This is a genomic window from Paramaledivibacter caminithermalis DSM 15212 (assembly GCF_900142245.1).
Taxonomy (GTDB): domain Bacteria; phylum Bacillota; class Clostridia; order Peptostreptococcales; family Caminicellaceae; genus Paramaledivibacter; species Paramaledivibacter caminithermalis.
The window spans coordinates 98785-123387 of sequence record NZ_FRAG01000005.1 but is presented as its reverse complement, the minus strand read 5'-3'; the positions used below and the strand labels follow the sequence as shown (position 1 = coordinate 123387).

The 24603-nt window shown below is 30.6% G+C and carries 24 protein-coding genes; all 24 read right to left on the bottom strand.

Annotated features, from left to right (window positions below; all coding sequences use genetic code 11):
• Window positions 1–226: 226 nt before the first annotated feature.
• The 24 genes from BUB36_RS03450 to glf all read right to left on the bottom strand — a co-directional run bounded on the left by BUB36_RS03450 (window position 227) and on the right by glf (window position 24588).
• Window positions 227–2515: a Tex family protein gene (locus BUB36_RS03450; RefSeq protein ID WP_073147020.1), complete on the bottom strand. Its 2289-nt coding sequence runs from the start codon at window positions 2513–2515 to the stop codon at window positions 227–229.
• Between the two features lie 178 nt (window positions 2516–2693).
• A protein-coding gene (gene prfB, locus BUB36_RS03445) for a peptide chain release factor 2 (RefSeq protein WP_106406468.1) occupies window positions 2694–3798 on the bottom strand; the annotation gives its coding sequence in 2 pieces (ribosomal slippage) (window positions 2694–3722 and window positions 3724–3798; 1104 coding nt in all).
• 142 nt (window positions 3799–3940) lie between these two features.
• A complete protein-coding gene (gene secA, locus BUB36_RS03440; protein WP_242655709.1) occupies window positions 3941–6631 on the bottom strand; it encodes a preprotein translocase subunit SecA in 2691 nt (896 codons plus the stop codon).
• Window positions 6632–7086: 455 nt separating this feature from the next.
• Complete coding sequence (locus BUB36_RS03435) at window positions 7087–7680, bottom strand: DUF5317 domain-containing protein (protein ID WP_073147013.1); 594 nt, start codon at window positions 7678–7680, stop codon at window positions 7087–7089.
• A gap of 512 nt (window positions 7681–8192) precedes the next feature.
• Window positions 8193–8720, bottom strand: a complete 528-nt coding sequence (gene hpf, locus BUB36_RS03430; protein ID WP_073147011.1) for a ribosome hibernation-promoting factor, HPF/YfiA family — start codon at window positions 8718–8720, stop codon at window positions 8193–8195.
• Between the two features lie 804 nt (window positions 8721–9524).
• Window positions 9525–10028, bottom strand: coding sequence for a hypothetical protein (locus BUB36_RS03425; protein ID WP_073147009.1), 504 nt, complete (start codon window positions 10026–10028; stop codon window positions 9525–9527).
• 80 nt (window positions 10029–10108) lie between these two features.
• Window positions 10109–10600 (bottom strand): hypothetical protein, encoded by a 492-nt coding sequence (locus tag BUB36_RS03420; RefSeq protein WP_131821205.1) that lies wholly within the window; start codon window positions 10598–10600, stop codon window positions 10109–10111.
• Between the two features lie 53 nt (window positions 10601–10653).
• Complete coding sequence (locus BUB36_RS03415; RefSeq protein WP_165613017.1) at window positions 10654–10848, bottom strand: putative motility protein; 195 nt, start codon at window positions 10846–10848, stop codon at window positions 10654–10656.
• 26 nt (window positions 10849–10874) lie between these two features.
• Window positions 10875–11342 carry a hypothetical protein gene (locus tag BUB36_RS03410; RefSeq protein WP_073147003.1) on the bottom strand — a complete coding sequence of 156 codons (468 nt, stop codon included), beginning with the start codon at window positions 11340–11342 and terminating at the stop codon, window positions 10875–10877.
• 1 nt (window position 11343) lies between these two features.
• The gene (gene fliS / locus BUB36_RS03405) at window positions 11344–11724 is read right to left on the bottom strand and encodes a flagellar export chaperone FliS (protein WP_073147001.1); all 381 of its coding nucleotides are present in this window, start codon (window positions 11722–11724) and stop codon (window positions 11344–11346) included.
• Between the two features lie 32 nt (window positions 11725–11756).
• Window positions 11757–13307, bottom strand: a complete 1551-nt coding sequence (gene fliD, locus BUB36_RS03400) for a flagellar filament capping protein FliD (protein WP_073146999.1) — start codon at window positions 13305–13307, stop codon at window positions 11757–11759.
• Between the two features lie 18 nt (window positions 13308–13325).
• Window positions 13326–13700 carry a flagellar protein FlaG gene (locus tag BUB36_RS03395; protein ID WP_073146997.1) on the bottom strand — a complete coding sequence of 125 codons (375 nt, stop codon included), beginning with the start codon at window positions 13698–13700 and terminating at the stop codon, window positions 13326–13328.
• Between the two features lie 118 nt (window positions 13701–13818).
• The gene (gene pseG / locus BUB36_RS03390; protein ID WP_084111648.1) at window positions 13819–14937 is read right to left on the bottom strand and encodes a UDP-2,4-diacetamido-2,4,6-trideoxy-beta-L-altropyranose hydrolase; all 1119 of its coding nucleotides are present in this window, start codon (window positions 14935–14937) and stop codon (window positions 13819–13821) included.
• Window positions 14938–14942: 5 nt separating this feature from the next.
• On the bottom strand, window positions 14943–15332 hold the full coding sequence (locus BUB36_RS03385) for a VOC family protein (protein WP_073146995.1): 390 nt from the start codon (window positions 15330–15332) through the stop codon (window positions 14943–14945).
• Window positions 15329–16981: an HAD-IIIC family phosphatase gene (locus tag BUB36_RS03380; protein WP_073146993.1), complete on the bottom strand. Its 1653-nt coding sequence runs from the start codon at window positions 16979–16981 to the stop codon at window positions 15329–15331. Before BUB36_RS03380 ends, BUB36_RS03385 begins: the two co-directional genes overlap by 4 nt.
• Before the next feature lie 15 nt (window positions 16982–16996).
• Window positions 16997–17212, bottom strand: a complete 216-nt coding sequence (locus BUB36_RS03375) for an acyl carrier protein (RefSeq protein ID WP_073146991.1) — start codon at window positions 17210–17212, stop codon at window positions 16997–16999.
• Window positions 17212–17805 (bottom strand): UDP-4-amino-4,6-dideoxy-N-acetyl-beta-L-altrosamine N-acetyltransferase, encoded by a 594-nt coding sequence (gene pseH / locus BUB36_RS03370; protein ID WP_165613016.1) that lies wholly within the window; start codon window positions 17803–17805, stop codon window positions 17212–17214. Before pseH ends, BUB36_RS03375 begins: the two co-directional genes overlap by 1 nt.
• A gap of 71 nt (window positions 17806–17876) precedes the next feature.
• Window positions 17877–18938 carry a pseudaminic acid synthase gene (pseI, locus tag BUB36_RS03365; protein WP_073146987.1) on the bottom strand — a complete coding sequence of 354 codons (1062 nt, stop codon included), beginning with the start codon at window positions 18936–18938 and terminating at the stop codon, window positions 17877–17879.
• A 30-nt stretch (window positions 18939–18968) separates the two neighbouring features.
• Window positions 18969–19916, bottom strand: coding sequence for a dTDP-glucose 4,6-dehydratase (locus BUB36_RS03360; protein WP_073146985.1), 948 nt, complete (start codon window positions 19914–19916; stop codon window positions 18969–18971).
• Between the two features lie 56 nt (window positions 19917–19972).
• Window positions 19973–21121 carry a UDP-4-amino-4,6-dideoxy-N-acetyl-beta-L-altrosamine transaminase gene (pseC, locus tag BUB36_RS03355; RefSeq protein ID WP_073146983.1) on the bottom strand — a complete coding sequence of 383 codons (1149 nt, stop codon included), beginning with the start codon at window positions 21119–21121 and terminating at the stop codon, window positions 19973–19975.
• Between the two features lie 36 nt (window positions 21122–21157).
• Window positions 21158–22057: an aldo/keto reductase gene (locus tag BUB36_RS03350; RefSeq protein WP_073146981.1), complete on the bottom strand. Its 900-nt coding sequence runs from the start codon at window positions 22055–22057 to the stop codon at window positions 21158–21160.
• Window positions 22054–22737, bottom strand: coding sequence for a cytidylyltransferase domain-containing protein (locus BUB36_RS03345; RefSeq protein WP_073146979.1), 684 nt, complete (start codon window positions 22735–22737; stop codon window positions 22054–22056). The genes BUB36_RS03350 and BUB36_RS03345 overlap by 4 nt, the downstream gene beginning before the upstream one ends.
• 13 nt (window positions 22738–22750) lie before the next feature.
• Window positions 22751–23482 (bottom strand): SDR family oxidoreductase, encoded by a 732-nt coding sequence (locus tag BUB36_RS03340; protein ID WP_073146977.1) that lies wholly within the window; start codon window positions 23480–23482, stop codon window positions 22751–22753.
• A gap of 23 nt (window positions 23483–23505) precedes the next feature.
• A complete protein-coding gene (gene glf / locus BUB36_RS03335) occupies window positions 23506–24588 on the bottom strand; it encodes a UDP-galactopyranose mutase (protein WP_073146975.1) in 1083 nt (360 codons plus the stop codon).
• Window positions 24589–24603 lie beyond the last annotated feature (15 nt).

Below are 24603 nucleotides of genomic sequence, written 5' to 3'. Positions count from 1 at the left end.
CTAATAATTTTAAAATATGATATGCAGATAGCTTTTTTGACTCTCTATACTACATTTCGCACTCCAAAATTATTTAAATATATTATAAAATTTTCTTAAGTATATATAATTAGATTTTACAATATCTCGAGATATATTTCCACACTTTTTTAGTAATAGTTCAACTTTTTTAAGTTCCACTTTTAAGCTAATTTCCCCCTAAAATGGTTTTGCTTGAAATTCCTTATTAAACCTGTTTCATGCTTAAGGATATCTTCCCTCTCTCTATATCTAATCCAATAATCTTAACCTTAACTTCATCACCAACTGAAACTATATCCATTGGACTCTTTACAAACTTGTTGCTTAATTCAGATATATGAACAAGACCATCTTGTTTAACTCCTATATCTACGAATGCACCGAAATCCACTACATTCCTTACAGTTCCAGACATAATCATATCAAGCTTTAAATCCTCCATCTTTAGAACATCACTTCTAAAAATAGGCTTTGGCATTTCTTCTCTCGGGTCTCTGCCTGGTTTTTTTATTTCTTTGATTATATCCTTTAATGTAGGAAGTCCAACCTCCAATTCTTCGGCTAATTTTGCAAGTTTTTCTTCGAGATTTTTTGACTTATCCTGTTTTGCTTTATTATTCTCAAGTTTAAAGTTTGCTAAACCTTTTAAGGATTTTATACTTTTCATGCTTTGCTTATTTTCATTAATTTTATTTTCATCCTCTATTTCATATTCTAATATCTTATCTTCTATATTCTTAAGCTTACCTTCTCTAATATCATCTTGGGTATAGCCTAATTTTTCTATGAATTTCATGGTAATATCGTATGATTCTGGATGAACAGCTGTATTATCTAAAGGATTATCACCATCTGAAATTCTAAGAAAACCAGCACATTGCTCATATGCCTTGTCTCCTAATCGCTTAACTTTTTTAAGCTGATTTCTATTAGTGAATTTTCCATTTTCTTCTCTGTATTTAACTATATTCTTTGCAATGGAAGCTGAAATTCCTGATACATATTTAAGTAGAGAAGGTGAAGCAGTATTTAAATCCACACCAACACTATTCACACAGTCTTCTACCACATTCTTTAATGTTTCTCCTAATTTACCTTGATTTAAGTCATGCTGATATTGACCTACACCTATGCTTTTAGGATCTATCTTTACAAGTTCTGCAAGTGGGTCCTGAAGCCTGCGACCTATAGAAATAGCCCCCCTAATAGATACATCTATATCTGGATATTCTTCTGTTGCTAATTTTGATGCTGAATAAACTGAAGCTCCTGCTTCACTGACAATGGTATAGTATACTTCTTTATCTATTTCCCTTAACATTTCTGCTACTATTAGCTCCGTTTCCCTTGAAGCAGTGCCATTTCCAATAGGAATAATATCAATATCATATTTTTCTATAAGTTCTTTCAGAGTGTTTTTTGATTCTTCCACCTTGTTTTGAGGCGGGTTTGGATATACAGTTGTATAATCAAGTAACTTACCAGTTTCATCTAATACAGCAATTTTACATCCCGTTCTATAGCTAGGATCAATAGCTAATACTCTCACGTTCTTGACTGGAGGCATTAGTAATAGCGGCTTTGTATTTTTCCCAAATACCTTTATTGCTTCTTCTTCAGCTCTTTCCGTAAGGCTGTTTCTTATCTCCCTTTCTATAGACGGAGCAATAAGTCTTTTATATGAATCTTCTATCGATTGTATTAATATTTCAGTAGTAATAGCTTTAGGATTATGTATGATTTTATTTTTCAAGTAGCTCAATATTTCTTCATCTGGACTTATTAATTTTACCTTTAATTTTTTTTCTTTCTCTCCTCTATTTATTGCAAGTATTCTGTGGTTGGCTATACTTTTGACGGCTTCATTGTAATCATAGTACATTTCATAAACTGTCTTTTCATCTTCATCCGTAGCCCTAGAGCTAATAATACCTTCTTTAAAATTCGTATTTCTTATTTTTTCTCTATATTCAGCATTATCCGATACAATTTCAGCAATTATATCCTTTGCACCCTCTATTGCATCCTCGATAGTGTTTACTTCTAATTCCTCATTAATGAAGGGCCTTGCCAATTCCTCTATTGTTCCTTTAACTATCTCTTGACTTAGTATTAATTCTGCCAATGGTTCTAGTCCTTTTTCTTTAGCCTTTGTAGCCCTTGTTCTTCTTTTTTGTTTGAAGGGTCTATATAAATCTTCTACCCTCTGAAGAACCTCAGCACTAAGTATTTCTCTTTTTAGCTCCTCAGTTAATTTTCCTTGCTCATCAATTAATCGGACTACTTCTTCTTTTCTTGATTCTAGGTTTCTTAGATATGTAAGTCTTTCATTAAGATCCCTTAACACTTCATCGCTTAAAGCACCTGTCATTTCTTTTCTATACCTTGCAATAAACGGTATAGTATTCCCTTCGTCTATAAGCTTTATTGTGTTAGCCACCTGGGATTCCTTCAATTTAAACTCCGCAGCAATTTGTTTTACTATTAAATCCACTATATTCGCTCCTTTCTTTCTGATTTATTATATCATAATAAAATGTTCAAGTGTTTTAATGTTGTTAAAGTCATTCTTTTGACTTTTGTTATCTTACCCTAATAATATTTTAAACGTTCTAACATATCTCATTTCTATACCATAATAAAAGCAGAGGTTAGCCCCCTGCTCTTTTTTATTACATGTTCCTTTGTTTTAAATATTCATCAATAAACAAATCTATTTCTCCATCCATTACTGCTCCAACGTTACCCATCTCAGCATTTGTTCTATGATCCTTTACTAAATTGTAGGGATGAAAAACATAGGACCGTATCTGACTCCCCCAAGCAATTTGACTATAATCTCCTTTAATATCCTCGATTTTTTCCTTCTGTTCCATTTCCTTTAGTTCTATTAATTTTGCAATAAGCATCTTCATAGCTGTATTTCTATTACTATGCTGTGATCTCTCATTTTGGCATTGGACTATTATTCCAGTAGGTATGTGGGTTATACGAACTGCTGATTCTGTTTTATTTACATGCTGTCCTCCTGCTCCTGAAGCCCTATAGGTATCTATCTTAAGGTCAGCAGGATTGATGTCTATATCTACATTATCATCAAGCTCTGGCATAACATCAACAGAGGCAAAGGAAGTATGCCTTTTACCTGATGGATCAAAGGGAGATATCCTGACTATTCTATGAACCCCTTTTTCTGCCTTTAGATATCCATAGGCATTTTCGCCTTCTAAAAGGAGGGTAACACTTTTAATGCCAGCCTCAGTATCGGGTAATATGTCTAGAATCTTTATTTTATAGCCTTTCTTTTCTGCCCACCTAGTATACATCCTTAGAAGCATCTCAGCCCAATCCTGAGCATCCAGCCCTCCTGCTCCAGAATGAATAGACAGGATGGCGTTATTCTTATCAAATTCACCACTTAAAAGTGTCTCTATTTTTAATTTATCTATAGCTTCCGTAAGTTCTTTTATTCCCTTAGTAACTTCCTTTTCAACGGATGCATCCTTTTCTTCGATTCCTATCTCAGCTAAAAGCTTTATTTCTTCCCAGTCTGAACACAATTTTTCAAAATTGGACACTTTATTCTTAAGATGTTTTGAAGTCTGAAGTATCTTTTGAGCCTCATCCTGATCATCCCAAAACCCAGGCTGCATCATTTTTTTCTCCAGCTCCTTGACCTCTTTCTGAAGATTATCTATGTCAAAGAGAAACCCTCAATTCATCTATAGCTTCTTCAAGTTTATTTAGTTCCAATAGACTTTGTTCTAACACAAGCATCTTATCACATCCTTTACTAAGATATGTTAGTATGTTATGTTTTGCTGTCTATCTTTTAGGTCTTTTTGACCCTTATAGCCTACCTTAATAACATTCTAACATTCTAACATTCTAACATTCTAACATTCTAACATTCTAACATTTAAACATTCTTCCCACAACACTTCTTATACTTCTTGCCACTTCCACATGGGCATGGATCATTTCTACCTACTTTTTTCTCTTTTCTAACTACTGTTTTAGGTTTTCTATTAGCTACACCATCTCCCCCGAAAGTGTCTGTTATTCTTGCAACTTTTTCACGTTTAGCTTCTGTCTCTACTGTAACATTTAATATATGTCTTACGGTATCCTCTCTGATGCTTCTAGTCATTTGGTTAAACATATCAAAGCCTTCCATTTGATATGCTCTAACTGGGTCTTCATTTCCTATGGCTCTAAGCCCAATACCCTGCTTTAGCTGGTCCATAGCATCTATGTGGTCAATCCACTTAGTATCAACTACCTTAAGCAGGATAACCCTCTCTATTTCTCTCATTCTTTCTTTAGTAATTTCTTTTTCCTTTTTATCATATATATCCTTTGCTATGCTTAGTATTCTTTCCCTAAGTTCTTCCTTAGTAAGTTTTTCAATATCTTCAAATTGCAAACTTCCCTTTGGAAGAAACATTATGTGAAGATAATCTTCGAGTCCCTGTAAGTCCCATTCTTCGGGATAATTAGCTTCAGCAGTATAAAGCTCTATGGAGTCATCAACTATCTGTTCAAGCATCCCCAAAATATGCTCCCTTAAATTTTCACCTTCAAGAACCCTCTTCCTTTCATTGTATATAATCTCTCTCTGTTTATTCATTACATCATCGTATTGGAGTACATGCTTTCTAATGCTAAAGTTTCTACCTTCAACTCTCTTCTGAGCAGTTTCAATGGATTTTGAAAGTATTTTTGCTTCTATAGGTTCATCATCTTCCATTCCTAATTTATCAACTATTCCTTGTATTTTCTCACTGCCAAATAGTCTCATCAGATCATCCTCAAGGGATATAAAAAATTGAGATGAACCTGGGTCTCCCTGACGGCCAGAACGACCCCTAAGCTGATTATCTATTCTTCTAGACTCATGTCTCTCTGTTCCTAGTATATGAAGACCTCCAGCTTCTCTTACCTTTTCAGCTTCTCTATCTGTAATCTTTTTAATATCCTTATATAGTGATTTGTAAAGCTTTCTTGCCTCTAAAACCTGTTCATCATCTGTATCAGTAAGACTTGTGACCATGGAAATAACATAATCATCATAACCTTTTTTCTTAAGCTCATTCTTTGCAGTATATTCAGCATTACCACCTAACACTATATCGGTACCTCTACCAGCCATATTTGTAGCTATGGTAACTGCCCCAAAGCGTCCTGCTTGGGCAACTATCTCAGCTTCTCTTTCATGCTGCTTTGCATTTAACACTTCATGTTTTATACCTCTTTTTCTAAGAAGATTACTTAGAAACTCCGAGGTTTCTATGGAAATTGTACCAACAAGTATTGGCTGTCCCGTTTTATGCCTTTCTTCTATTTCCCTAATTACTGATTTAAACTTACCCTCCAATGATCTATATACTGAATCAGGTAAATCCTTCCTAATAACTGGTTTGTTAGTGGGTATTACTACTACATCCATCCCATAAATATGCTTAAACTCATCTTCTTCCGTTTTAGCTGTACCAGTCATACCTGAAAGCTTATTATACATCCTAAAATAATTTTGAAGGGTAATAGTAGCAAGGGTCTGAGATTCCCTTCTAACTTCAAGCCCTTCCTTTGCTTCTATAGCTTGATGGAGTCCATCAGAATACCTTCTACCAAACATAAGTCTTCCTGTAAATTCATCAACTATAACTATTTCTCCATCCTTTATAACATAATTTATATCTTTCTTCATAAGTGTATGGGCCTTAAGGGCTTGATTTATATGGTGAGAAATCTGCATATTTTTAGGGTCAGCAAGATTTTCAATACCAAAAAACTTTTCTGCCTTTGGGATACCACTCTCATCAGTTAAAACTACCGAACTTGCCTTTTCATCTATGGTATAATCTACATCCTTTTTTAATGTCCTAATAAATGAATCAGCAGTAGCATATAGATGGGTTGATTTGTTACCTGCACCTGAAATAATAAGGGGTGTTCTAGCTTCATCTATTAATATACTATCAACTTCATCGACTATAGCATAATTTAATTCTCTTTGCACTCTTTCCTCTTTATAAATAACCATATTATCCCTTAGATAATCAAAACCAAATTCATTATTCGTACCATAGGTTATATCAGCATTATAGGCTTCTCTTCTTTCTTCTGTTGAAAGTCCATGTACTATACAACTGGCTGTAAGACCTAAAAACTGATATATTTTTCCCATCCATTCCTTATCACGGCTTGCAAGATAGTCATTTACAGTTACTACATGAACACCCTTTCCAGCAAGGGCATTTAAATAAACTGGAAGTGTAGCTACTAAAGTTTTACCTTCACCAGTCTTCATCTCAGCAATACGCCCTTGGTGCAAAACTATTCCTCCAAGGAGCTGTACTCTATAATGTCTCATACCTAGGGTTCTAACAGCGGCTTCCCTTACAACCGCAAAGGCTTCTGGCAATATATCATCTAAAGATGCACCATTTTTTAATTTATCCTTAAAATAATCTGTCTTTCCTCTTAATTCTTCATTTGATAAAGCCTGCATATCTGGTTCTAATGCTTCTATTTCGTCAACTGTTTTCATAAGACGTTTTACTTCTCTATCATTGAAGCTTCCAAATATCTTCTCAAGTAAGCTCATTCTACTCATCCCTTCGCTTTATATGAAATATTAAAACCTATAGGTTATCTCAAAACAGAAAACTTAATTAACTAGCATAATAAGTTAAGTTTATAATTTTCTATCAATTATATAGATTTGCCATAGTAAAACTTAATTTATACATATCAAAATATCCAGAGCTTTTGGGGATTTTTTATGTGTATAAATTAACTGTTTTACTGGAATATCTATAAAAAATTCTTCAACTATATATTATATCATTAATTTCCATGATTATTTATATACTTTTGTAATTTATTGGTTAAATTTTTATTACAGTATTGTTAAAATGTTGCATGTTTTAATGTTGTATATTTTTTAGACCGTTCTTTTCTTTTAGGTTTTAAAACCTTAGATTCCTTCTTATAAACATTTTAACATTTCTCATTCTAACATATCTAACTAAAAAAGACAGGTATCCCTGCCTCTCTAGTTTATAATTTCGGTCTATAGCCTACTCTAATCATTCTGCCCCTAGTAGTTAAGTATGATTTAAGCATTTCCCCTTGTACTAGCATAATAATTCCTAAGGATATGAGTACATCTCCTACACTAATAACTTTAGCCATTGGGTAAGGCTTTGGAATAACAATATACTTTCCAAGATGCTTTGTCCAATTTCCAACCTCATTAAGAGGCATATAGTTTATTATATCTCCGCTTTTTATTCCATCTATCATATTTTGCAATCCTGCAAGCTTCAGCCCCTCTAGAGATATAGGCATTTTAAAATCATTCATAAATATTACTATAAAATTAAATATGGCTCCTATTAAAATTATCCACATTCCCTTTTTATTTAGATTTATAAGTAATGTTAAAATTATTAGAGCTAAAGATGCTACATAAAAATATCTTCCATAGATCTTAACAATAGAAATATTAGGCATAATCATTAAAAATATTTGTATCAAAAAGGCTAATACAATCAAAAACCATCCTCTAATCTTAGTCATACTGATATTTCTTATACTCCCATTTCTGACTAATCCAATTATTATTCCAAGGATTACAGCTTCTATAAACATTGAAAAAACTCCTTTCTGGGCAAATACGCCTAAAGACGCATTTTAAATTGCAAGTTCAAAGTTCTAAGTTCCAAGCTTTAGAGTATTCCTAATAGGTCTTAAGAATAAATTAACTCCAATATATTTACTTCTATTTTAATTGACAAAATCCTTTGAAAAAATAATAAATTTTAAAGAAAAAATGTAGAAGCGTCATTATTTTATTTGAAACCTATTTTAAATATTAATATTGCTTATCTATATAGGATTTACATAGTAAAACTTAATTTATACATGTACAAATACGCAGCGTTTCTGAGCGTTTTGGACATGTATAAATTAAAGTCTTTACTTAAATCCCTATATAGGATTTACATAGTAAAACTTAATTTATACATGTGCAAATATGCAATGCTTCTGGGCATTTTGGACATGTATAAATTAAAGTCTTTACTTAAATTCCTATAGGTAAAAAAATACAAATACAAAAGACAGCCATAGTGACTGCCTAATTAATCTTTTATATATGTTTTTTAAATATATGGTTCAATTAAACCATAATGTCCGTCTTTTCTTTTATATACAACATTTACATCATCTGTATCTGCATTAGTAAATACGAAGAAGTTATGACCTAATAGGTCCATTTGAAGTACTGCTTCCTGTGGATCCATAGGTTTAATAGCAAATCTTTTTGTTTTAACAATTTTATGTTCCTCTTCTTCTTCCCTCCTGTCTGGTATGTTTTCAAATCTAATAGTATCATGTCCATAATATCTTTTTTGAAGCTTAGTTTTATGCTTTTCCATTTGCTTATATAGCTTATCAACTGCTTTATCAATAGATGTATACATATCTATTGTTGCTTCCTCTGCCCTTAATATACTTCCATTTAATGGTATTGTTATCTCTATGATTTGTCTATTCTTTTCAACACTTAAGGTAGCTTTAGCCTCAATATCATCCTTGAAATATTTTCCAAACCTCTCTAGTTTAGCAATTAAGGTATCCTTTAATGCATCTGTAACCTCCAAATTTCTTCCACTTACTTTTACTCTCATAAGCTTCAGCTCCTTCCAATATATATGTTTAATGGAGTTAAAATTTTTAACTCCTAAATAATTATCTCTAGTATATTATTTACTGGGATTAGATGTTATAGTAAAATAAATTTTAATTTATATTATATGAGGAAATTGCATAATACATTTAAAGAATTTTAGGGTACAAAATGTAGTAGAGAGAGTCAAGAAAGCTATCTACATATTGTATTTCAAAATTATCAGTGTTAATTATGCAAGTTTCTTATATAAATATATAATATTCAATTGTCTTGTAAATTATATCTTGTATAACAATTTTAGCAAATAAAAGCTTGTCTATATATTATATTTTACCCATATAAATTTGTCTAAAACACAATTATCTTTTTCTTTTTCTGCAATTTATTTATTATTTTATCCACATCTTATAATATGCTGTTACATTTATCTTATTTAAAGTCATTTTTAGTAGAAAAATACTATTTAATCTAAAAGCTATGATGTGCCTTGTTTTTATCAGAATTTACAGATTTTAAAGATTTATTCCTTTGTCTACAAGTTTATTAGACAAGCTTATTTTTCCACATGTTTGTCGGTAAAATTTAAATTTTCTGTGGATAATGTGGATAATTTTGTTGATAAGTGCATTTTACTCACATTAGACTGTTAATAATGTGTTAACTTTTTGTGTACAAGCTATATTTTAAAAATTTTGTTTGAATATGCAAATTTTTTGGATAATAATTATGCAGTATTAAATAGTAAAAGGGGGAAAAATCCAAAAAAAAAAAGAAGAATTTTTTTCTCCACAAATAAAAATATTTATCTTGCAAGCCTTAAGTTTTCTTTTAATTTGAATAGTTCCTTCTCATTTTCATACCCTTTTTTCTCCATAAAGCGAATATCACTAGATAGATTCATAATTGCAGCCTCTATTTCTATGAACTTTTCATTAAATTCATATCTTATTTCCTCATCTTTTCTTTCAATAGTTTCTAGTATATTATCATGCCCTTCTGCTAAGAGTTCTAAATTCTTTACCATTTTTTCTTGTAAAACTTCTATTTTAGTTAGTCTTTTTTCCATAGCTTGCTGGTTTTTCTCTAAGCTATCTAACCTGTTTTCTAGGTTATCTAATCTGCTCTCTAGATTGTCAAATCTGTTTTCTAGGTTATCTAACCTGTTCTCTAGATTGTCAAATCTGTTTTCTAGGTTATCTAACCTGTTCTCTAGGTTATCTAACCTGTTCTCTAGGCTATCAAACCTATCTCCCATTTTATTTTGATTTTCTAATATTTGTTTTAATAGATTTTCAATATTCTCCATGCTCTCACCCCTTTTTTATATCATTTTATCATATAATTTAATTTGAGAGAATAGTGAGGAGAAGAATGAAGAATATAATATCACTTTTTCTTATTGAATGATGTTCCTTTGAGAAGATTTTTTTGAGTCTTATAGGCTTTATCAGCATTTGTTCCCTGCTTTATTCCCCTTAATTTATTACTTATTTCACCCTTGTCCTTTTTTATTATTTTAATATTTTGATTCTCAATAATCCTTATTTCTTCATCTAGTTTTAAAATTTCAACAACAATTTTTTTTAATTCTTTTAATTGTGGATATTTTTTTACATCAATTTTATCGATACTATCTATTCCAAGATTAGACTTTAACTTGTTAAAAAGACTATAAAAATCCCTATCAAATCCTTGGACTTTTGACATATATCTATCATTAAGGTCAATTTGTCTCAGGATATTTTGTATTTTTTCTTCCTTAATATATATACTGAGGTTTTTTTGAATACCTAAAATTATATTTAAATATCTGTATTTGTTTTTACTTATTTCAATTAATTTATCTATAAGTTCTTTGCTAGACATTCTATCATCCATTCTTTTTATTATATATGCTAAAAGCAAGTAGGAAGCCCTACTTGCTTTATAGCTTAAAGCTTAATGTCAATACTACCGCCCTTGTGAGGAGTTACTGATCTTTCTAAAGCCTTAGAAATCTGTTCCATATCCTCTACCATTGCAGTCATAGATTGTGCATCTTGCCCTATTGCCATATCTATAGCAGCTATACTCAAGGTACTTTGGAGACTTTGGAGATTTTCTGTTTGAAAAGAACTTATTCCCATAAATGCCATCACTCCAATCAAGGTTTTTAGCTTTTTTTATCAATAAAATATCCTCCAGCTTGTGTTGGTATTTTATAATAACCAGATGTTACTTTTTTGCCCGTTTTACAGCCTTTTAACTGTCTCTTTACTTCATCCATTTTTTTTATTAATATATGCTTATTATTCTGTTCTATTTCATAAATCTTCGCTGCTAATTCCTTAGTTTTATCTTCTTTATCCTTAAGCCTTAAAATTAAATTATCCTTTAAATTTAGTTGGCAAAGTTTTTTCCCAAAATTCTTTTCTAATATATCAGAATACCTAGTATCAATATTTTTTATTTTCTCTATTCTGATTTGCTTACTATTTATAAGACTTAGAAGCTTTTCGATACTATCCTCTTCAATTTTTTCATATTGCAATATTGTAAGATCATATATTTGATTTAAGAGGTCTAATTTATCCTCTAATAATCCATTCATCATTTTAAAGATTTCACAATCTTTATCCATACTATTTTCCTTTCTTAGCTATCTTCATAGCTTCCTCCCAGGTATCCCTAAGCTCTTTATACATATCATATACTTCTTGCAACATCTTAGCTTCCTTTGAAATATTAGCCTGTATTAGCCTATTATACATATAATCATATAGGTTGTATAAATTTTCACCGACTTCATAATTCCTATCTACTGTAGCCATAAATTCCAAGGTTATGTTCTGAACCCTTATTATTGCACTATGGGCTTTTGGTATATCCTTGTTTTCCAAATGCAATATAGCTTGCTTTAAAAATTTCATAGCTCCATTATAAAGTAATAATACCAACTCCTGAGGAGTTGCTGTCATAATAGAATTTTGCTTATATTTCTGATAAGGATTTTGTAATCCCATTATTTTACCCCCTAAAATTTGCACAACATTTTTTACATTTGACCCATAAAGAAGGATGATTGCGAATTCATTTTCGCTAGCGCTTTTTCCATTTTTGCAAACATTGTATAATAATAGTTTTCTTTATCATTTAAATCTTGTAATAATTCTGTTATCCTATCTTCGTATCCCTTAATTTTATCACTTAAAAGGTTGTCCTCAGCCGTCCTATCTCCTTCAATTCCAGCCTTCTCTAGAAGCAGACCTTTTCTACCATAAGAATCGGTTCTAGTGGATATATTGTCTTCAATAACATCATACAGCTTATTTGCTAATCCCTCATCCTCCTTAGAAAATAAATTGGCTACTTGATTAGGCTTATCCTGTATAGCTTTTTTTAGCTTTTCTTCATCAATAATAAGCTTACCTTTATCCTTATAATCGGAACTTGTAGTAATTCCAATGTCATATAAAGCCATGCCATCTACTGAATCATATAATATGCTTCTCATATTTCTAAGCATACTCCCAAGGATGCTGTCATTCTTTAGCAAGCCACTTTTCGCTTTTTCTTCCCATTTCTTCACCTCATCTTCAGTAAGCTCCTTCTTTTGATCCTCTGTTAATGGCTTAAAATCACGATATTTTTTTTCAGTTAATTCCGTATTAATTTTTTCTATCAATTCATTATACTTATTAACAAATCCCTTTATATTATCAACAATACCATCAGCATTAGATGACACACTGAATTCTATGTTTCCTCCAGTTAAATTCTGTTTTAAATCTAAGGTTACTCCATTTACTGTAACAGAATTATTTGAACTAGATACTTCTTTTGAAGCACCACTATCATCTGTTATTTTTACTTTGGCATCTACTCCTGTAATAGGGGCATCGATACCTTTATCAATAACCAATCCTAAGTCAGCAATTAAGTCTCCTGCTCCACCAGTATCCTTTATGTTTGAAAGTGAAGCAGTGCTACCAGTATCATCTGTTTTAATTATCACACTGTTTTTTATCTCATCATAATACATTTCTACATCTAAATCTCTACTGTTCACCTCTGATAGTACATCTCGCAATTTTTTATCCTTCGTAAGGGCTATAGTATCACTCTTTGTCTCTCCAGCGGCATTTGTTGCTTCTATAGTAAACTCAACTCCATCTACATATCCTAGTTCTTCCAATGTTTTATCAAGATCAGAGTTTCCTAATAGAAAGGTATTATTACCTTGTTTAATAGCACTTTCAGATAAGGTTATATCTGTTATGGTATAATTCCCTGTAACAGAAGCTGAAGTAACGCCAACATCTAGGTAATAATTATTACTTTCGTCTTTCATATTTGCTTCATATCCAACAAAAGAGGATGTTGATCTAAAGTTAGTTTCTGGTTTTGTATAGCTAAAATATTCATCCTTAAATGCCCTAATCTCGTTAATAATATCCCTATAGGCTTCCTGCTGCCATTCGGTATATATCTTGTCTTGCTTTATTTTATCTACCTTTATACTTTCAGCTTTTATTAAATCCTTTACTAATTGATCCGTATCAAATCCAGAATACATACCTGTTATTCTAGTTAGATTCATACTCATATAGTATCCCCCCCTAAGCTATCTTCTTTCATCCACAAATAGCCCTGCAAGCTCCATCATCTTTGCAACCATATCCAATATCTTTTCAGATGGTATTTCTCTTACTACTTCATCGGTTTCTTTATTTATTACCTTTACTATTATATCATTAGTCTCATCATTTATGCTAAGTTCAAATTTTCTATCGGCTAATACCAACTTTTTATTGGCTTTATCAACTGCTTCCTTAATTGTTTTTTCTGACAGTGGTATATCTTCTTCTCTCCTGCTGCTTCCATTATTTTCGCTGCTTCTCAATTGTCTGGCACTGTCTACTGCATCTACATTATTCATATCTATAATACTATTTATTGATTGGTTAGCAAAAACACTTGTTATGCCTTCAATTCTCATAATAATACCTCCGTCCTATTAAATGTATTCCTATAATATATATCGGTGGAACAAATAAAAAGTTTAAATATGTATATAAAAAATATCGTAATTTATAGCTAAAAAAACAATATTTCATCTAAGTTAAGGAATTTATAATTTCCTTGGTGATTCTACTGCCACCTAGCCCATCTACAAGAAATTGCCCCCTAGAAGACATATCTTTTCTTGCATCTTTATCTCTGCAAAGTTTATTAAAAACTGAAATTAATTTATTTTTTGTAATTTCATCATACCATCCGATGGATTTTATGTATTTTAACCTACTGAGCTTATCAACTAATTTTTCTTGATTTTCTGCTACTATAAAGGCTATAGTAGGTGTTCCACATGAACACAATTCATATAAGGTTCCACCACCTGCTGATATTGCCACATCACATTCTAGCATTATTTTAGACATATATTTAACATTTTCTTTTAAAACTACATTAGCATATTTTTTACTAAAATCTTTTAGCTTTTCTTTATTCTTAAAGCCTTTTCCCAACACTACATAATACTGCAAATTCCTTGATTTTTCACTTTTTAGCAGTATATCTAATAGCTTTATACTCATATTATAAGGATCAGCTCCACCAGTTGTTATCATAACTTTTCTTACATCATCGTTTACACTTCTCTTAGGTAGATTTTTAAACTCGTCTCTTATCAAATTATATTTTGTTCCTAAAAACAATAATTGATCTTCTCTATATTTCTTATATCCCATGTCATTAGCAGTAATATTTCCATTGATAAGTATGTCAATATGCTTACAAAATTTATTGATATCATCTATATAAGCTAGCCTATTAACATATTTTTTTATTTCTAAAAAATAATTATCTGTTACATTGTAGCTATCCACCAAAAATAAATCTATATAGGAATAATTGTTAAATATTTTCTGTAACTCTTCTAGTTCAGCCTTTAGTTCACTTTCTTCTCCATAGTCATATCCTTTTAAATGTATACCATTCCTTAACTTTATTACATTAAAATCTTCTTCAAGGATTTTTTCTACGCCTTCCTTATATTTAGAAATAAATACTACGTTGCAATTCATTTTTCTAAACTCTTTAGCTATTGTAAGACTTCTCATGACATGCCCCATGCCTATATTAGATGAACCATCTACCCTGAATAAAATATTATACATCGTATATAACAGAGAAAAGGCTTTTCTCCTTTCTCTTTTCTCCTTTCTCTTACTCATATAAACTAAATTTCAACTAGTTCTATGATACCTATATCCTTATTAAATAAAAAAGCTACTATCCTATTTTCTATTGCAATGGCTTTACTTGGCTTTTCAATCAATATATATTTATCTTTCAATAAAATATCTATTTCTTTCTCAATATCATTTGTCTCATAACAAATATGATAAGGCCCACTACCTACTTTTTTTATAATATTGTTTATTGGTGAATCTTTATCTAATGGTGAAATTAACTCTATCATGTAGCTATTATTTTTCATAAATTGAATAATTACTTTTCTATTATCATCTATAACTTTGTCTTTATGCATTTTATATCCTATTTTTTTAAACTGATTGATAGAAAAATCAATATCTTTCACCGCATAACCTATATGATGTATTTTCATAATTCCATCAGCTCTCCATATTTTTTTCTTTCATTATTAATTTTATCTAATAAAAGCTCATAACTTTTATTCCCATATTTATCTTTGTCAACTAAAATATATCCTAAGTCTTCAAATAAGGTCTCTACAGGTTTATTTTTTCTTGTTGGATAATAGTAAGAGATTATTTTCTCATAACCTTTTCTCTTGTATTTATCTTCAATAAAATCTATAATCTGTTCTTCTATAAATCTTCCCATAACTCTACAACTCATTAAAAATGTATCTATCTTGACTGTCTTATCATCATTTTTTTCTATTATAATCAAAGAAACCTTACCATTATCTCCAAATTTATCTTCTATAGAGGCTATATAAACATCGTATTTATCGGAACTAATAAATCTGTCTATGTCAGATTCTAAGTATCTTTTAGTGGTCAAATTAAATTGATTTGTTTTCTGAGTTAATTGTGCTGCTCTCTCAATATCATCTTCCTTTGCCTTCCAAATTTTAATCTTTGTATTAAGATTTTTTAAAAATTCTTCAAAGGAAGCTGTGCTTTTCATTTCCTTTTCCCTATTAAAATTCTGCTTATACATATTCGTTTTTTTCTTATCTTCTTCGGTAGCTTTAATACTTAAAAAATAATCATTATAAATATCTATTATAAATTTCTCAAGTTCAGCCGTATCATCGGGAAACTCTGGAACAACTACCTCTGGTATTTGTGATTTGATGCTTTCCCTTTCAACGGGATTATCATCAATAAATACCAATGAATCCAGTCCAATATTTAACTCTTCAGCTATTTCTCTAATATTCTCTGCCTTTGACTTCCAGTTTATCTTCATCAAAACAAAATCTTCTTCATTTAAAATCATATGCTTATGATTTTTAAATACTTCTAAAGCATCATCATAATTATTTTTAGATACTACCGCTAAAATTACACCTGTGTTCTTTATTTCTTTAAGCCTCTTTTGAAAATCCTTATATCTGGCTCCCTCTTTATGTTCCGATAGGATAATTCTATCCATCCCATCTTCACCTATTATCCCACCCCATAGGGTATTATCTAAATCTAATATTAGACACTTCTTTCTCTGCCCTTTAAAAGCCCCTACACACCTATCAATTTCTTTTTTAATAAGCTTATCGCCTTTGGAAGAAAACTTTATTCCCCCAAGATACCATAATTTTTTAGAATAAAACTCATTTCTACCAATGGACTCAATCAATGTCTTTATATCAAATATATAAAAATTTCCATACTTATTATTTAAATCCCATAGCTTTTCGTACCAATAACTTTGTATTATTCTTTCTACCCTAATATCCTTTATACTTTGTACTTTATTAATAGATAAATCTAAATTATTTACAAATACATGGGTCTTAATATTATTCTTTATATAGTTTTCAATATATCCTATATTAGTATCTATCTCTTTTCTAATGTATACAATATCTAAGTCCTTATTGATAAGCTCATCTCCATCAAGAAGGATAAAAACTATATCAGGATTATAATTATTTAGTCCAGAGTTTTTATTTAACATCTCCTGAACCCAAACCCCATATCCTTCAGGCTTATAAACTTCATAATCCCTTCTTAGTTTTTTTGCAAGTAAATCTATATTTATGTTTGAAAGCAGTGAAATTTTCATATCTATCACTCCAGTTTACTTTCCAATATATTTTAAAAAATCTCCTAATTTATTAATTGTTTCTATCTCTTCAAAGGGAATACTTACTCCAAATTGTTCTTCTATCTCTGCAATAATTTGAATTTGGGCAAGAGAATCCCATTCTTCAATTTCTTCTTTTGTTAGCTCTAAATCATCTTCGTGTATATCTATTTCTAAAATATCTGAAAAAATCTCTAGTAGCTTATCCATTATTTTCCCTCCACCTTTAATATACCAATATCATCTAAAGGAATTATATATTTAATTATCTTTTTAATTTTTGTCCTTTGCTTCTCCCATATCTCGGGATAAATCACCTGCATACACGCATCTAAAGACTTGCCATCTCTTTTGATAATATTTTTTAATGTCTTTTGGACAATAAAACCAAACTTTTTGTGTAAATTAATAACCTTCTTATTATATGTCAATGTCCTACAATATACTTTTTTGACTTTTAAATTATAAAAAGCATGATTTAGTAAAACATATTCCAATACAGCACCCAATCCACTACTTATATGCTTTTCGTCTATCAGATAATACCCAAACTCTAAACTGTCTTCTTCTCTTAAATGATAGTTCAAAACTCCAAATGGTCTATTATCATAAAAGGTTAAAAATACCTTAGTGGAATCATCTTCCTCTAATTTTCTAAGAAATTTTTCATGGTCTTCCTTTGATATAATATCCTGATTAAACATATTTTTTCTTATAAATTCTTGATTTCTCCAATACCTTAATTGCTGCTTTATATCATTATCACTTTTCGTGATATCAATGAATGTTATTTTTTTATTCATAAGCATCACCTTTTTAATTTTTAATCAATCTGCCAAACTAATAAATAAAATTTTCTGTTTTGCAGATCAACTTATTGATTATTATTTAAAATCATATCCCAATCTAAAGGCGTACCCCTTTCAATATCCATTGAAGCATATTTTCCTAGAATATCATCATAATACTTAGGCAATAGCCCTTGAGCAGGTCTTATGACTCTAATATTTTCCTCAGTAAATTTTTCCCCTTTTTTTATATCTTTTACAATAAATATAGATTTTCTATGTTTCCTACTTACCTCTTCATTAGGAGATATATCATAATTAACCTTTCCTATAGCCCTTTCAGCTAATCTAATATTTTTAACCATTTCTTTAAATTCATCTGGTTCCATTGAAAAAGAAGAATCAGGAGTTTTTATTTCTCTACTCAAACAAAAATGTTTTTCAATAACCTTAGCACCTAAAGCTACTGCTGTTACCGCACCAATAAAACCCATGGAATGATCGGAAAGTCCAATAGGTATATTAAAGATTTCTTTTAGATTATTTATGGTTTTTAAATTCATATCGTCAGGAATTGCTGGGTATGCACTGGAACACTTTAATAAACATAGATTATTATTTCCTTGTCCTTTTATAACATTTACTGCCTCTTTTATTTCTTTAAGTGTAGCCATTCCAGTAGACATAATAATTGGCTTGCCCTTTGATGCCACGTATTTAATTAAAGGTATATCTATAACCTCAAAGGAAGCTATTTTATAAAACTCTAATCCTATATCCTCCAAAAAATCTACAGCAGTCTTATCAAAGGGAGTCGATAGGAAATCTATACCTATCCTTTCAGCTTCACTCTTAAGCTCAGCTTGCCACTGCCATGGAGTATATGCCTTTTGATATAATTTATATAAATTTTCTCCAGCCCAAGTTCCTTTTTTTATCTGAAAATACTCCTTATCACAGTCAATAGTTATTGTATCAGCAGTATAGGTCTGCACCTTTATACAATCAGCACCTGCTTCCTTAGCGGCATGTATTATTTCCTTAGCCCTATTGAAATCTCCTCCATGATTTGCTGACATCTCTGCAATTATATAAACAGGCCGTCCATCACCAATAAATTTATTTTTAAGCTTTATAACTTTATTCATAGCAACACCTCGTTTTTGGGATTAAGTATTTTAAACCAACCCCCAATTTTCTTTTATCCATTCCTTCGTTCTTTCTATGCCTTCTTCTAAGCTAACCTTAGGTTCCCATCCAAGTAATCTCTTTGCCTTGGAATAGTTGCATAAAAGCTTTTTTATTTCGCTTTGAGGGTGGATATGAGGAACATGTTTTATTTGCTTCTTTGAATCAGCAATAAGTAATGCAAGGTCATTGATGGTTATATCTTTTCCAAGTCCTGCATTAATAATTTCTCCGTTAATTTTTTTACTATATCCAGCCTCAACAACAAATCTAGCACAATCTTCAACATATAGTAAATCTCTTGTCTGTGTTCCATCTCCATAGATATTTAAGGTTTTACCCTCTAGATTTCTTTTAATAAATATGGCTACTACTCCCCCTTCTCCACCAGTTTTTTGAAAAGGTCCATAGGTATTAAAGGGCCTTATTACCACCGCTGGCAAGCCATAGGTATACCAATAGGATAAAACCATGTTTTCTCCTGATATTTTGCTTCCAGCGTAGGGAGAAGCAGGCTTAGTTGGATGCTTTTCTGCTATTCCCGTTTCATCCTCAGCCTTGTCATAGACCATACAGGTACTCATAAATACTATCTTTGTATTATATTTTCTACATTTCTCCAATACATTAAAGGTTCCCACCACATCATTGTCAAATGTGGTACTAGGATCATCTATACTATCCTGAACATTTATACTAGCTCCTAAATGGTAGCAAATATCAAGTTTATTCTCAAAAAGCTTTTCCAATGTATTTATATCCTTTATGTCTCCATGAACAAACTCGATAAAATTCTCTCTATTTAAAAATTCTTCTATATTTTCTTTTCTTCCATTAGATAAATCATCTATAATCCAAACTTTGTGTCCATCATCTAAAAGCCTCTTTGTTACCCATCTCCCAATAAATCCAGCTCCACCTGTTACTAATATATTCAAATTAATCACTTCCTCTTAAGAAATAGATAGTAAAATAGAGTAGATATTAGTCTACTCTATATATCGACAATTTCCTTTAATGAATTTACTATATACTTTATGTCATCTTTTGTCATCATAGGATATAATGGTAATGTTATTATAGCTTCATAAAGTTTTTCTGCATTAGGACATAACCCTTTGCTATATCCTAAATCTTGATAGTATGGATGATAATATACTGGAATATAATGTACATTAACACCTATATTTCTTTTTCTAAGTTCCTCAAATATTTTTCTTCTCCCAATCTTTATTTTTTCAAGTTCTAGCTTTATAACATATAAATGCCAAGCTGAATTTGTATTTTCCAGCTGATGTGGTATAACTACTCCATCAATACTTCTTAGTTCTTCGTTATATATTTCGGCAATCTCTCTTCTCTTTTTTAAAAAAGCATTTACCTTTTTCATTTGACTAATACCTAGTGTAGCTTGAATATCTGTCATTCTATAATTAAATCCTAAATAATGCTGTTCATAATACCAAGGTGTATCGTCATTTATCAGTTTATCACTATCTCTAGTTATTCCATGAGTTCTAAACATTATAAGTCTTTCATAAAGCTCTTTATTATTGGTAGTTATTGCTCCACCTTCTCCCGTTGTTATATGCTTTACAGGATGAAAGCTAAAGGTAGTCATATCTCCAATGCTTCCGATTTTTTTATCCTTATACTCTCCTCCAAGTGCATGGGCGCCATCTTCTATGACTATTAAACCATTTTCATCTGCTATTTGTAATATTTTATCCATATCACAGGGTTGACCCGTATAGTGAACTGGTATGATTGCCTTTGTTTTGTCAGTTATCTTTCTTTTAATATCCTCTGGGTCAATATTATATGTTTTAGGATTTATATCTGCAAATATCGGTTTTCCTCCACAGTATAAAACTGCATTAGCTGATGCTGCAAAAGTTATAGGACTCGTTATAACCTCATCTCCTTCTTTAATATCAGCAGCAAAGCAAGCAGCATGTAATGCGGCAGTACCGTTGGATATAGCTACAGCATATTTTGCACCAACATAGTTTGCTAGTACATCTTCAAATTCTCTTATCTTAGGTCCTGTAGTTAAAAAATCACTCTTAAGAACATCTATTACGGCATTGATATCTTCTTCATCTATGTATTGTCTGCCATAGGGTATAAATTTATGGCTCATTTTATCAGCTCCAATTCCTTTAATATAGAACTAATATTATACTTTAGCCCATAACCTTGGGTCAATAATAACCTTATCTATATTTTTAAAATTATCAAATGCAAAATTATAAAGTTTCTTTTCTAATTCTATTTTTTGAGAATTAAAGTTCTTAACTCCATTAATTATATGTTCTTGAGTATCACAACCTATGATAATATAATCTATTTCCCCTTGCTGTTTCGCAAACCCCATGGCTGCTTGATCTAATGATATATTATTTACTTCACAAAACTTCTGTAATTTTGTTATATGTCCATATAGCTTTGGATGAATTTTATCGGCTGTTTCTTTGTCACAAAAAATAAGTCCTTGTAAATAAATACTTCTTGCAAATATCATTAATCCAGTTTTTTTGGCTTTATCCAATAAACCACTATTTATCCATCTTAAATCAAATATATTAAAAGGTATCTGAACTATATCTATAAGTCCACTTAAGTTATTTATTATGTAATCTAATTCTTCTGTATCATATATTGATATACCTGCTTTTTTTATTAATCCCTTGTCCTTAAATCTATCTAATATATTAAGAATACTTGGATTTTCAAAAACATCTTTGAAATTATGTAAATAATAATAATCTATTGATGAAACATTTAATCTACGTAAAGAATCTTTAATCTCACTTTCTATTATACTTTCAATATTTTTATGTTTTTTCAAAGGTTTAAGCTTAGTTGCTATTTTAAACCTTCTATTTGTATCTTTCATATACTTACCTATGATTTCTTCTGAATCACCATAGGCTGCAGCAGTATCAAGTATACTAATATCGTTTTGATATGCCATATCTAAAATAGAATAGGCTTCTTCTAATGAAGGCTTTCCTTTTTTATTGTTTATTCCGTAATCTAGCCCTAGTTGTACTGTACCTAAAACTAATTTTTTCATTTTATCATTCCCTTGCTTTCTAAAAAGGTTATAATATCTTCAGTGGTGAAATAGGGATATTTATCAAATAAATTCTCATAAATTTTCGATATAAACTGATAATCTTCTATTGTATCTAGGGTGATTCGTACATTTGAAAGGTCTTTATAATTAGATATTATGTCTTGTTTAAAAATTTCTTTGTGCTTTTTTATATAGGGTGTAACATGTTCTCTATCGTACTGCTTTTCAGCATTTTCAAAGGCCTTTTTCAAGGCTTCAAAAGTAAAGGCTTCTCCGCTACTTCCTATAGGGTATTTATCATTACAGCAATAATCTAGGTTATCTTCTAACAGCTTTTCCACTAATCCATCTAAAAGTCCATAATCAATAAGAGGATTGTCACTGGTAACCCTTAGGATAATATCTGCTTTATTTTCCTTTGCAGCTCTATAAAATCTACCTAAAACATCATCTTCACTACCTCTAAAAAACTTAATATTTTCTTTTTTTAGTAAATCTACTAACTCATCATTTTCCTTTTTTATTGAAGTTGCAACTATTATATCTTCAATGCTTCTACACTGTTTAACCCTATTAACTACATGTATAACAACAGGTATATCACATATTTTCTTTAAAACCTTTCCTGGTAATCTATTAGACCCCATTCTGGCTTGTATTATGGCAACAACCTTCATTATCCTTCTCCCTTCAAATATATTGGCCACAATCTATCTTTATGATTTCTCCTGTTATATTATTAGCTTTATCACTTGCTAAAAAGGCTACCAATTCTGCAACTTCATATGGTTTAGTTAACCTTCTAATACTACATTCATTTAATACTACCTTCTTAACAATCTGACTAGTATTTGCTTGACCATCGGTATCTATATAACCTGGTGCAACTACATTGGCAGTTATATTATAATCTCCAAGTTCCTTTGCAATTGTTTTAGTAAATCCTACTATTGCCGCCTTAGCTGACGAATATCCCACACTTCCTTCTCTGCCCCTAAGACCATTTATAGAACCTATATTTATTATTTTTCCATATCTATTTTTTATCATCTCATTAACAACTGCTCTAGTATAATAAAAGCAAGGATTAAGGGTATGATTCAAGGTGAAATCCCAGCCCTTCTTTTCTAACTTCCATATTGGCTTGTCCTTTGCTAGTCCAACATTATTTACTAGAATATCCACCTTGCCAAATTTCTCTATTGTTTTTTCAACAACCTCAAAGGCTTTATCATAATCACTGGCATCGGCTTTGATGGCAAAAACGTTTCCCTTATATCTTTCACAAAGCTTGTTTGCATCATCTTCACTATTTAAATATGTAAAAACAATTTTACAGCCATTATTTGCAAAATTTTCTACAATAGCTCGTCCTAAACCCTTACTGCCACCTGTAACTATAGCTACTTTTTGTTTGAGCATATTATCGGCTCTCCTTCTTTATATTATTCTATTTCATCAATAAGTTCCATAGCTTCCTTTACAACTACGTCCATATTAGTATATTTGTACTTTCCAAGTCTTCCTATGAAATATACCCCATCAAGTATTTTAGCTTCTCTTTTATATAAATCATATAACTCCTTGTTTTCCTGTGTAGGAATAGGATAATATGGTTCACCCTCTGATTTTGCATACTCTTTCATTATTGTAGTTTTATTACTTTTCTGTCCTGTTAAATGTTTAAATTCTGTTATTCTAGTAAAGTCATAATCATTTGGATAATTTATAGTAGCTACTTTTTGATAATATTCCATATTCAAGGTTTCTTCTTCAAATCTTAATGACCTATAGGGAAGCTTTCCGAAAACAAAATCAAAGAAATAGTCTATAGGTCCTGTATAAATCATCCTGTCATATTTTATTTCATCTTGTATGTCTTTATAATCGGTTTGTAGAAGCACACTGATATTTTCATGGTCAAGCATGTTCTTAATCATTTCTGTATAGCCGTAAAGTGGAATTCCCTGATATTTATCCGAAAAGTATCTGTCATCTCTATTGTATCTTATAGGTATTCTGGCTGTAACCTCTTTATCTAACTCTTCAGGATATAAATCCCACTGCTTTTTTGTATATCCTTTAAAAAACTTTTCGTAAAGTTCTTCTCCAACCTTACTTATAACCATATCCCTTGCATTTTGAATATTTATATCTTTTCTTTTTACTTTATCATAAAAATCATGTATAGTTAAGGAATTATAACCTGTACCGTAGAGTATATTTATAGTGTCAATATTTATAGGCATAGGAACTAATTTCCCATCTATATAGGTTAATACCCTATGCTGATATAATCTCCACTGTGTAAATCTAGAAAGAAAATCCCAAACTTCCTTGAATCTAGTATGAAAGATATGGGGTCCATATTTATGAACTAAAATACCATCATTATTATAAAAATCATATGCATTACCTGCTATATGATTCCTTTTCTCAACAATTAATACCTTTTTTCCTTTTTCAGCTAGAAGCCTAGCACAAGTAACACCAGATAATCCACAACCAACGATTAGATAATTAAACATAAAACTAATACTCTC

Coding starts and splice junctions, on each gene's coding strand:
- secA (WP_242655709.1), bottom strand. CDS start 6,631: ATGAGCTTACTTGAGAAGATATTTGGAAGCTTCAATGATAGAGAAGTA.
- BUB36_RS03435 (WP_073147013.1), bottom strand. CDS start 7,680: ATGTTTATAGAAGCTGTAATCCTTGGAATAATAATTGGATTAGTCAGA.
- hpf (WP_073147011.1), bottom strand. CDS start 8,720: ATGAGAGTAAAAGTAAGTGGAAGAAATTTGGAGGTTACAGATGCATTA.
- BUB36_RS03425 (WP_073147009.1), bottom strand. CDS start 10,028: ATGGAGAATATTGAAAATCTATTAAAACAAATATTAGAAAATCAAAAT.
- BUB36_RS03420 (WP_131821205.1), bottom strand. CDS start 10,600: ATGGATGATAGAATGTCTAGCAAAGAACTTATAGATAAATTAATTGAA.
- BUB36_RS03415 (WP_165613017.1), bottom strand. CDS start 10,848: ATGGGAATAAGTTCTTTTCAAACAGAAAATCTCCAAAGTCTCCAAAGT.
- BUB36_RS03410 (WP_073147003.1), bottom strand. CDS start 11,342: ATGGATAAAGATTGTGAAATCTTTAAAATGATGAATGGATTATTAGAG.
- fliS (WP_073147001.1), bottom strand. CDS start 11,724: ATGGGATTACAAAATCCTTATCAGAAATATAAGCAAAATTCTATTATG.
- fliD (WP_073146999.1), bottom strand. CDS start 13,307: ATGAGTATGAATCTAACTAGAATAACAGGTATGTATTCTGGATTTGAT.
- BUB36_RS03395 (WP_073146997.1), bottom strand. CDS start 13,700: ATGAGAATTGAAGGCATAACAAGTGTTTTTGCTAACCAATCAATAAAT.
- pseG (WP_084111648.1), bottom strand. CDS start 14,937: ATGAGTAAGAGAAAGGAGAAAAGAGAAAGGAGAAAAGCCTTTTCTCTG.
- BUB36_RS03385 (WP_073146995.1), bottom strand. CDS start 15,332: ATGAAAATACATCATATAGGTTATGCGGTGAAAGATATTGATTTTTCT.
- BUB36_RS03380 (WP_073146993.1), bottom strand. CDS start 16,981: ATGAAAATTTCACTGCTTTCAAACATAAATATAGATTTACTTGCAAAA.
- BUB36_RS03375 (WP_073146991.1), bottom strand. CDS start 17,212: ATGGATAAGCTACTAGAGATTTTTTCAGATATTTTAGAAATAGATATA.
- pseH (WP_165613016.1), bottom strand. CDS start 17,805: ATGAATAAAAAAATAACATTCATTGATATCACGAAAAGTGATAATGAT.
- pseI (WP_073146987.1), bottom strand. CDS start 18,938: ATGAATAAAGTTATAAAGCTTAAAAATAAATTTATTGGTGATGGACGG.
- pseC (WP_073146983.1), bottom strand. CDS start 21,121: ATGAGCCATAAATTTATACCCTATGGCAGACAATACATAGATGAAGAA.
- BUB36_RS03350 (WP_073146981.1), bottom strand. CDS start 22,057: ATGAAAAAATTAGTTTTAGGTACAGTACAACTAGGGCTAGATTACGGA.
- BUB36_RS03345 (WP_073146979.1), bottom strand. CDS start 22,737: ATGAAGGTTGTTGCCATAATACAAGCCAGAATGGGGTCTAATAGATTA.
- BUB36_RS03340 (WP_073146977.1), bottom strand. CDS start 23,482: ATGCTCAAACAAAAAGTAGCTATAGTTACAGGTGGCAGTAAGGGTTTA.
- glf (WP_073146975.1), bottom strand. CDS start 24,588: ATGTTTAATTATCTAATCGTTGGTTGTGGATTATCTGGTGTTACTTGT.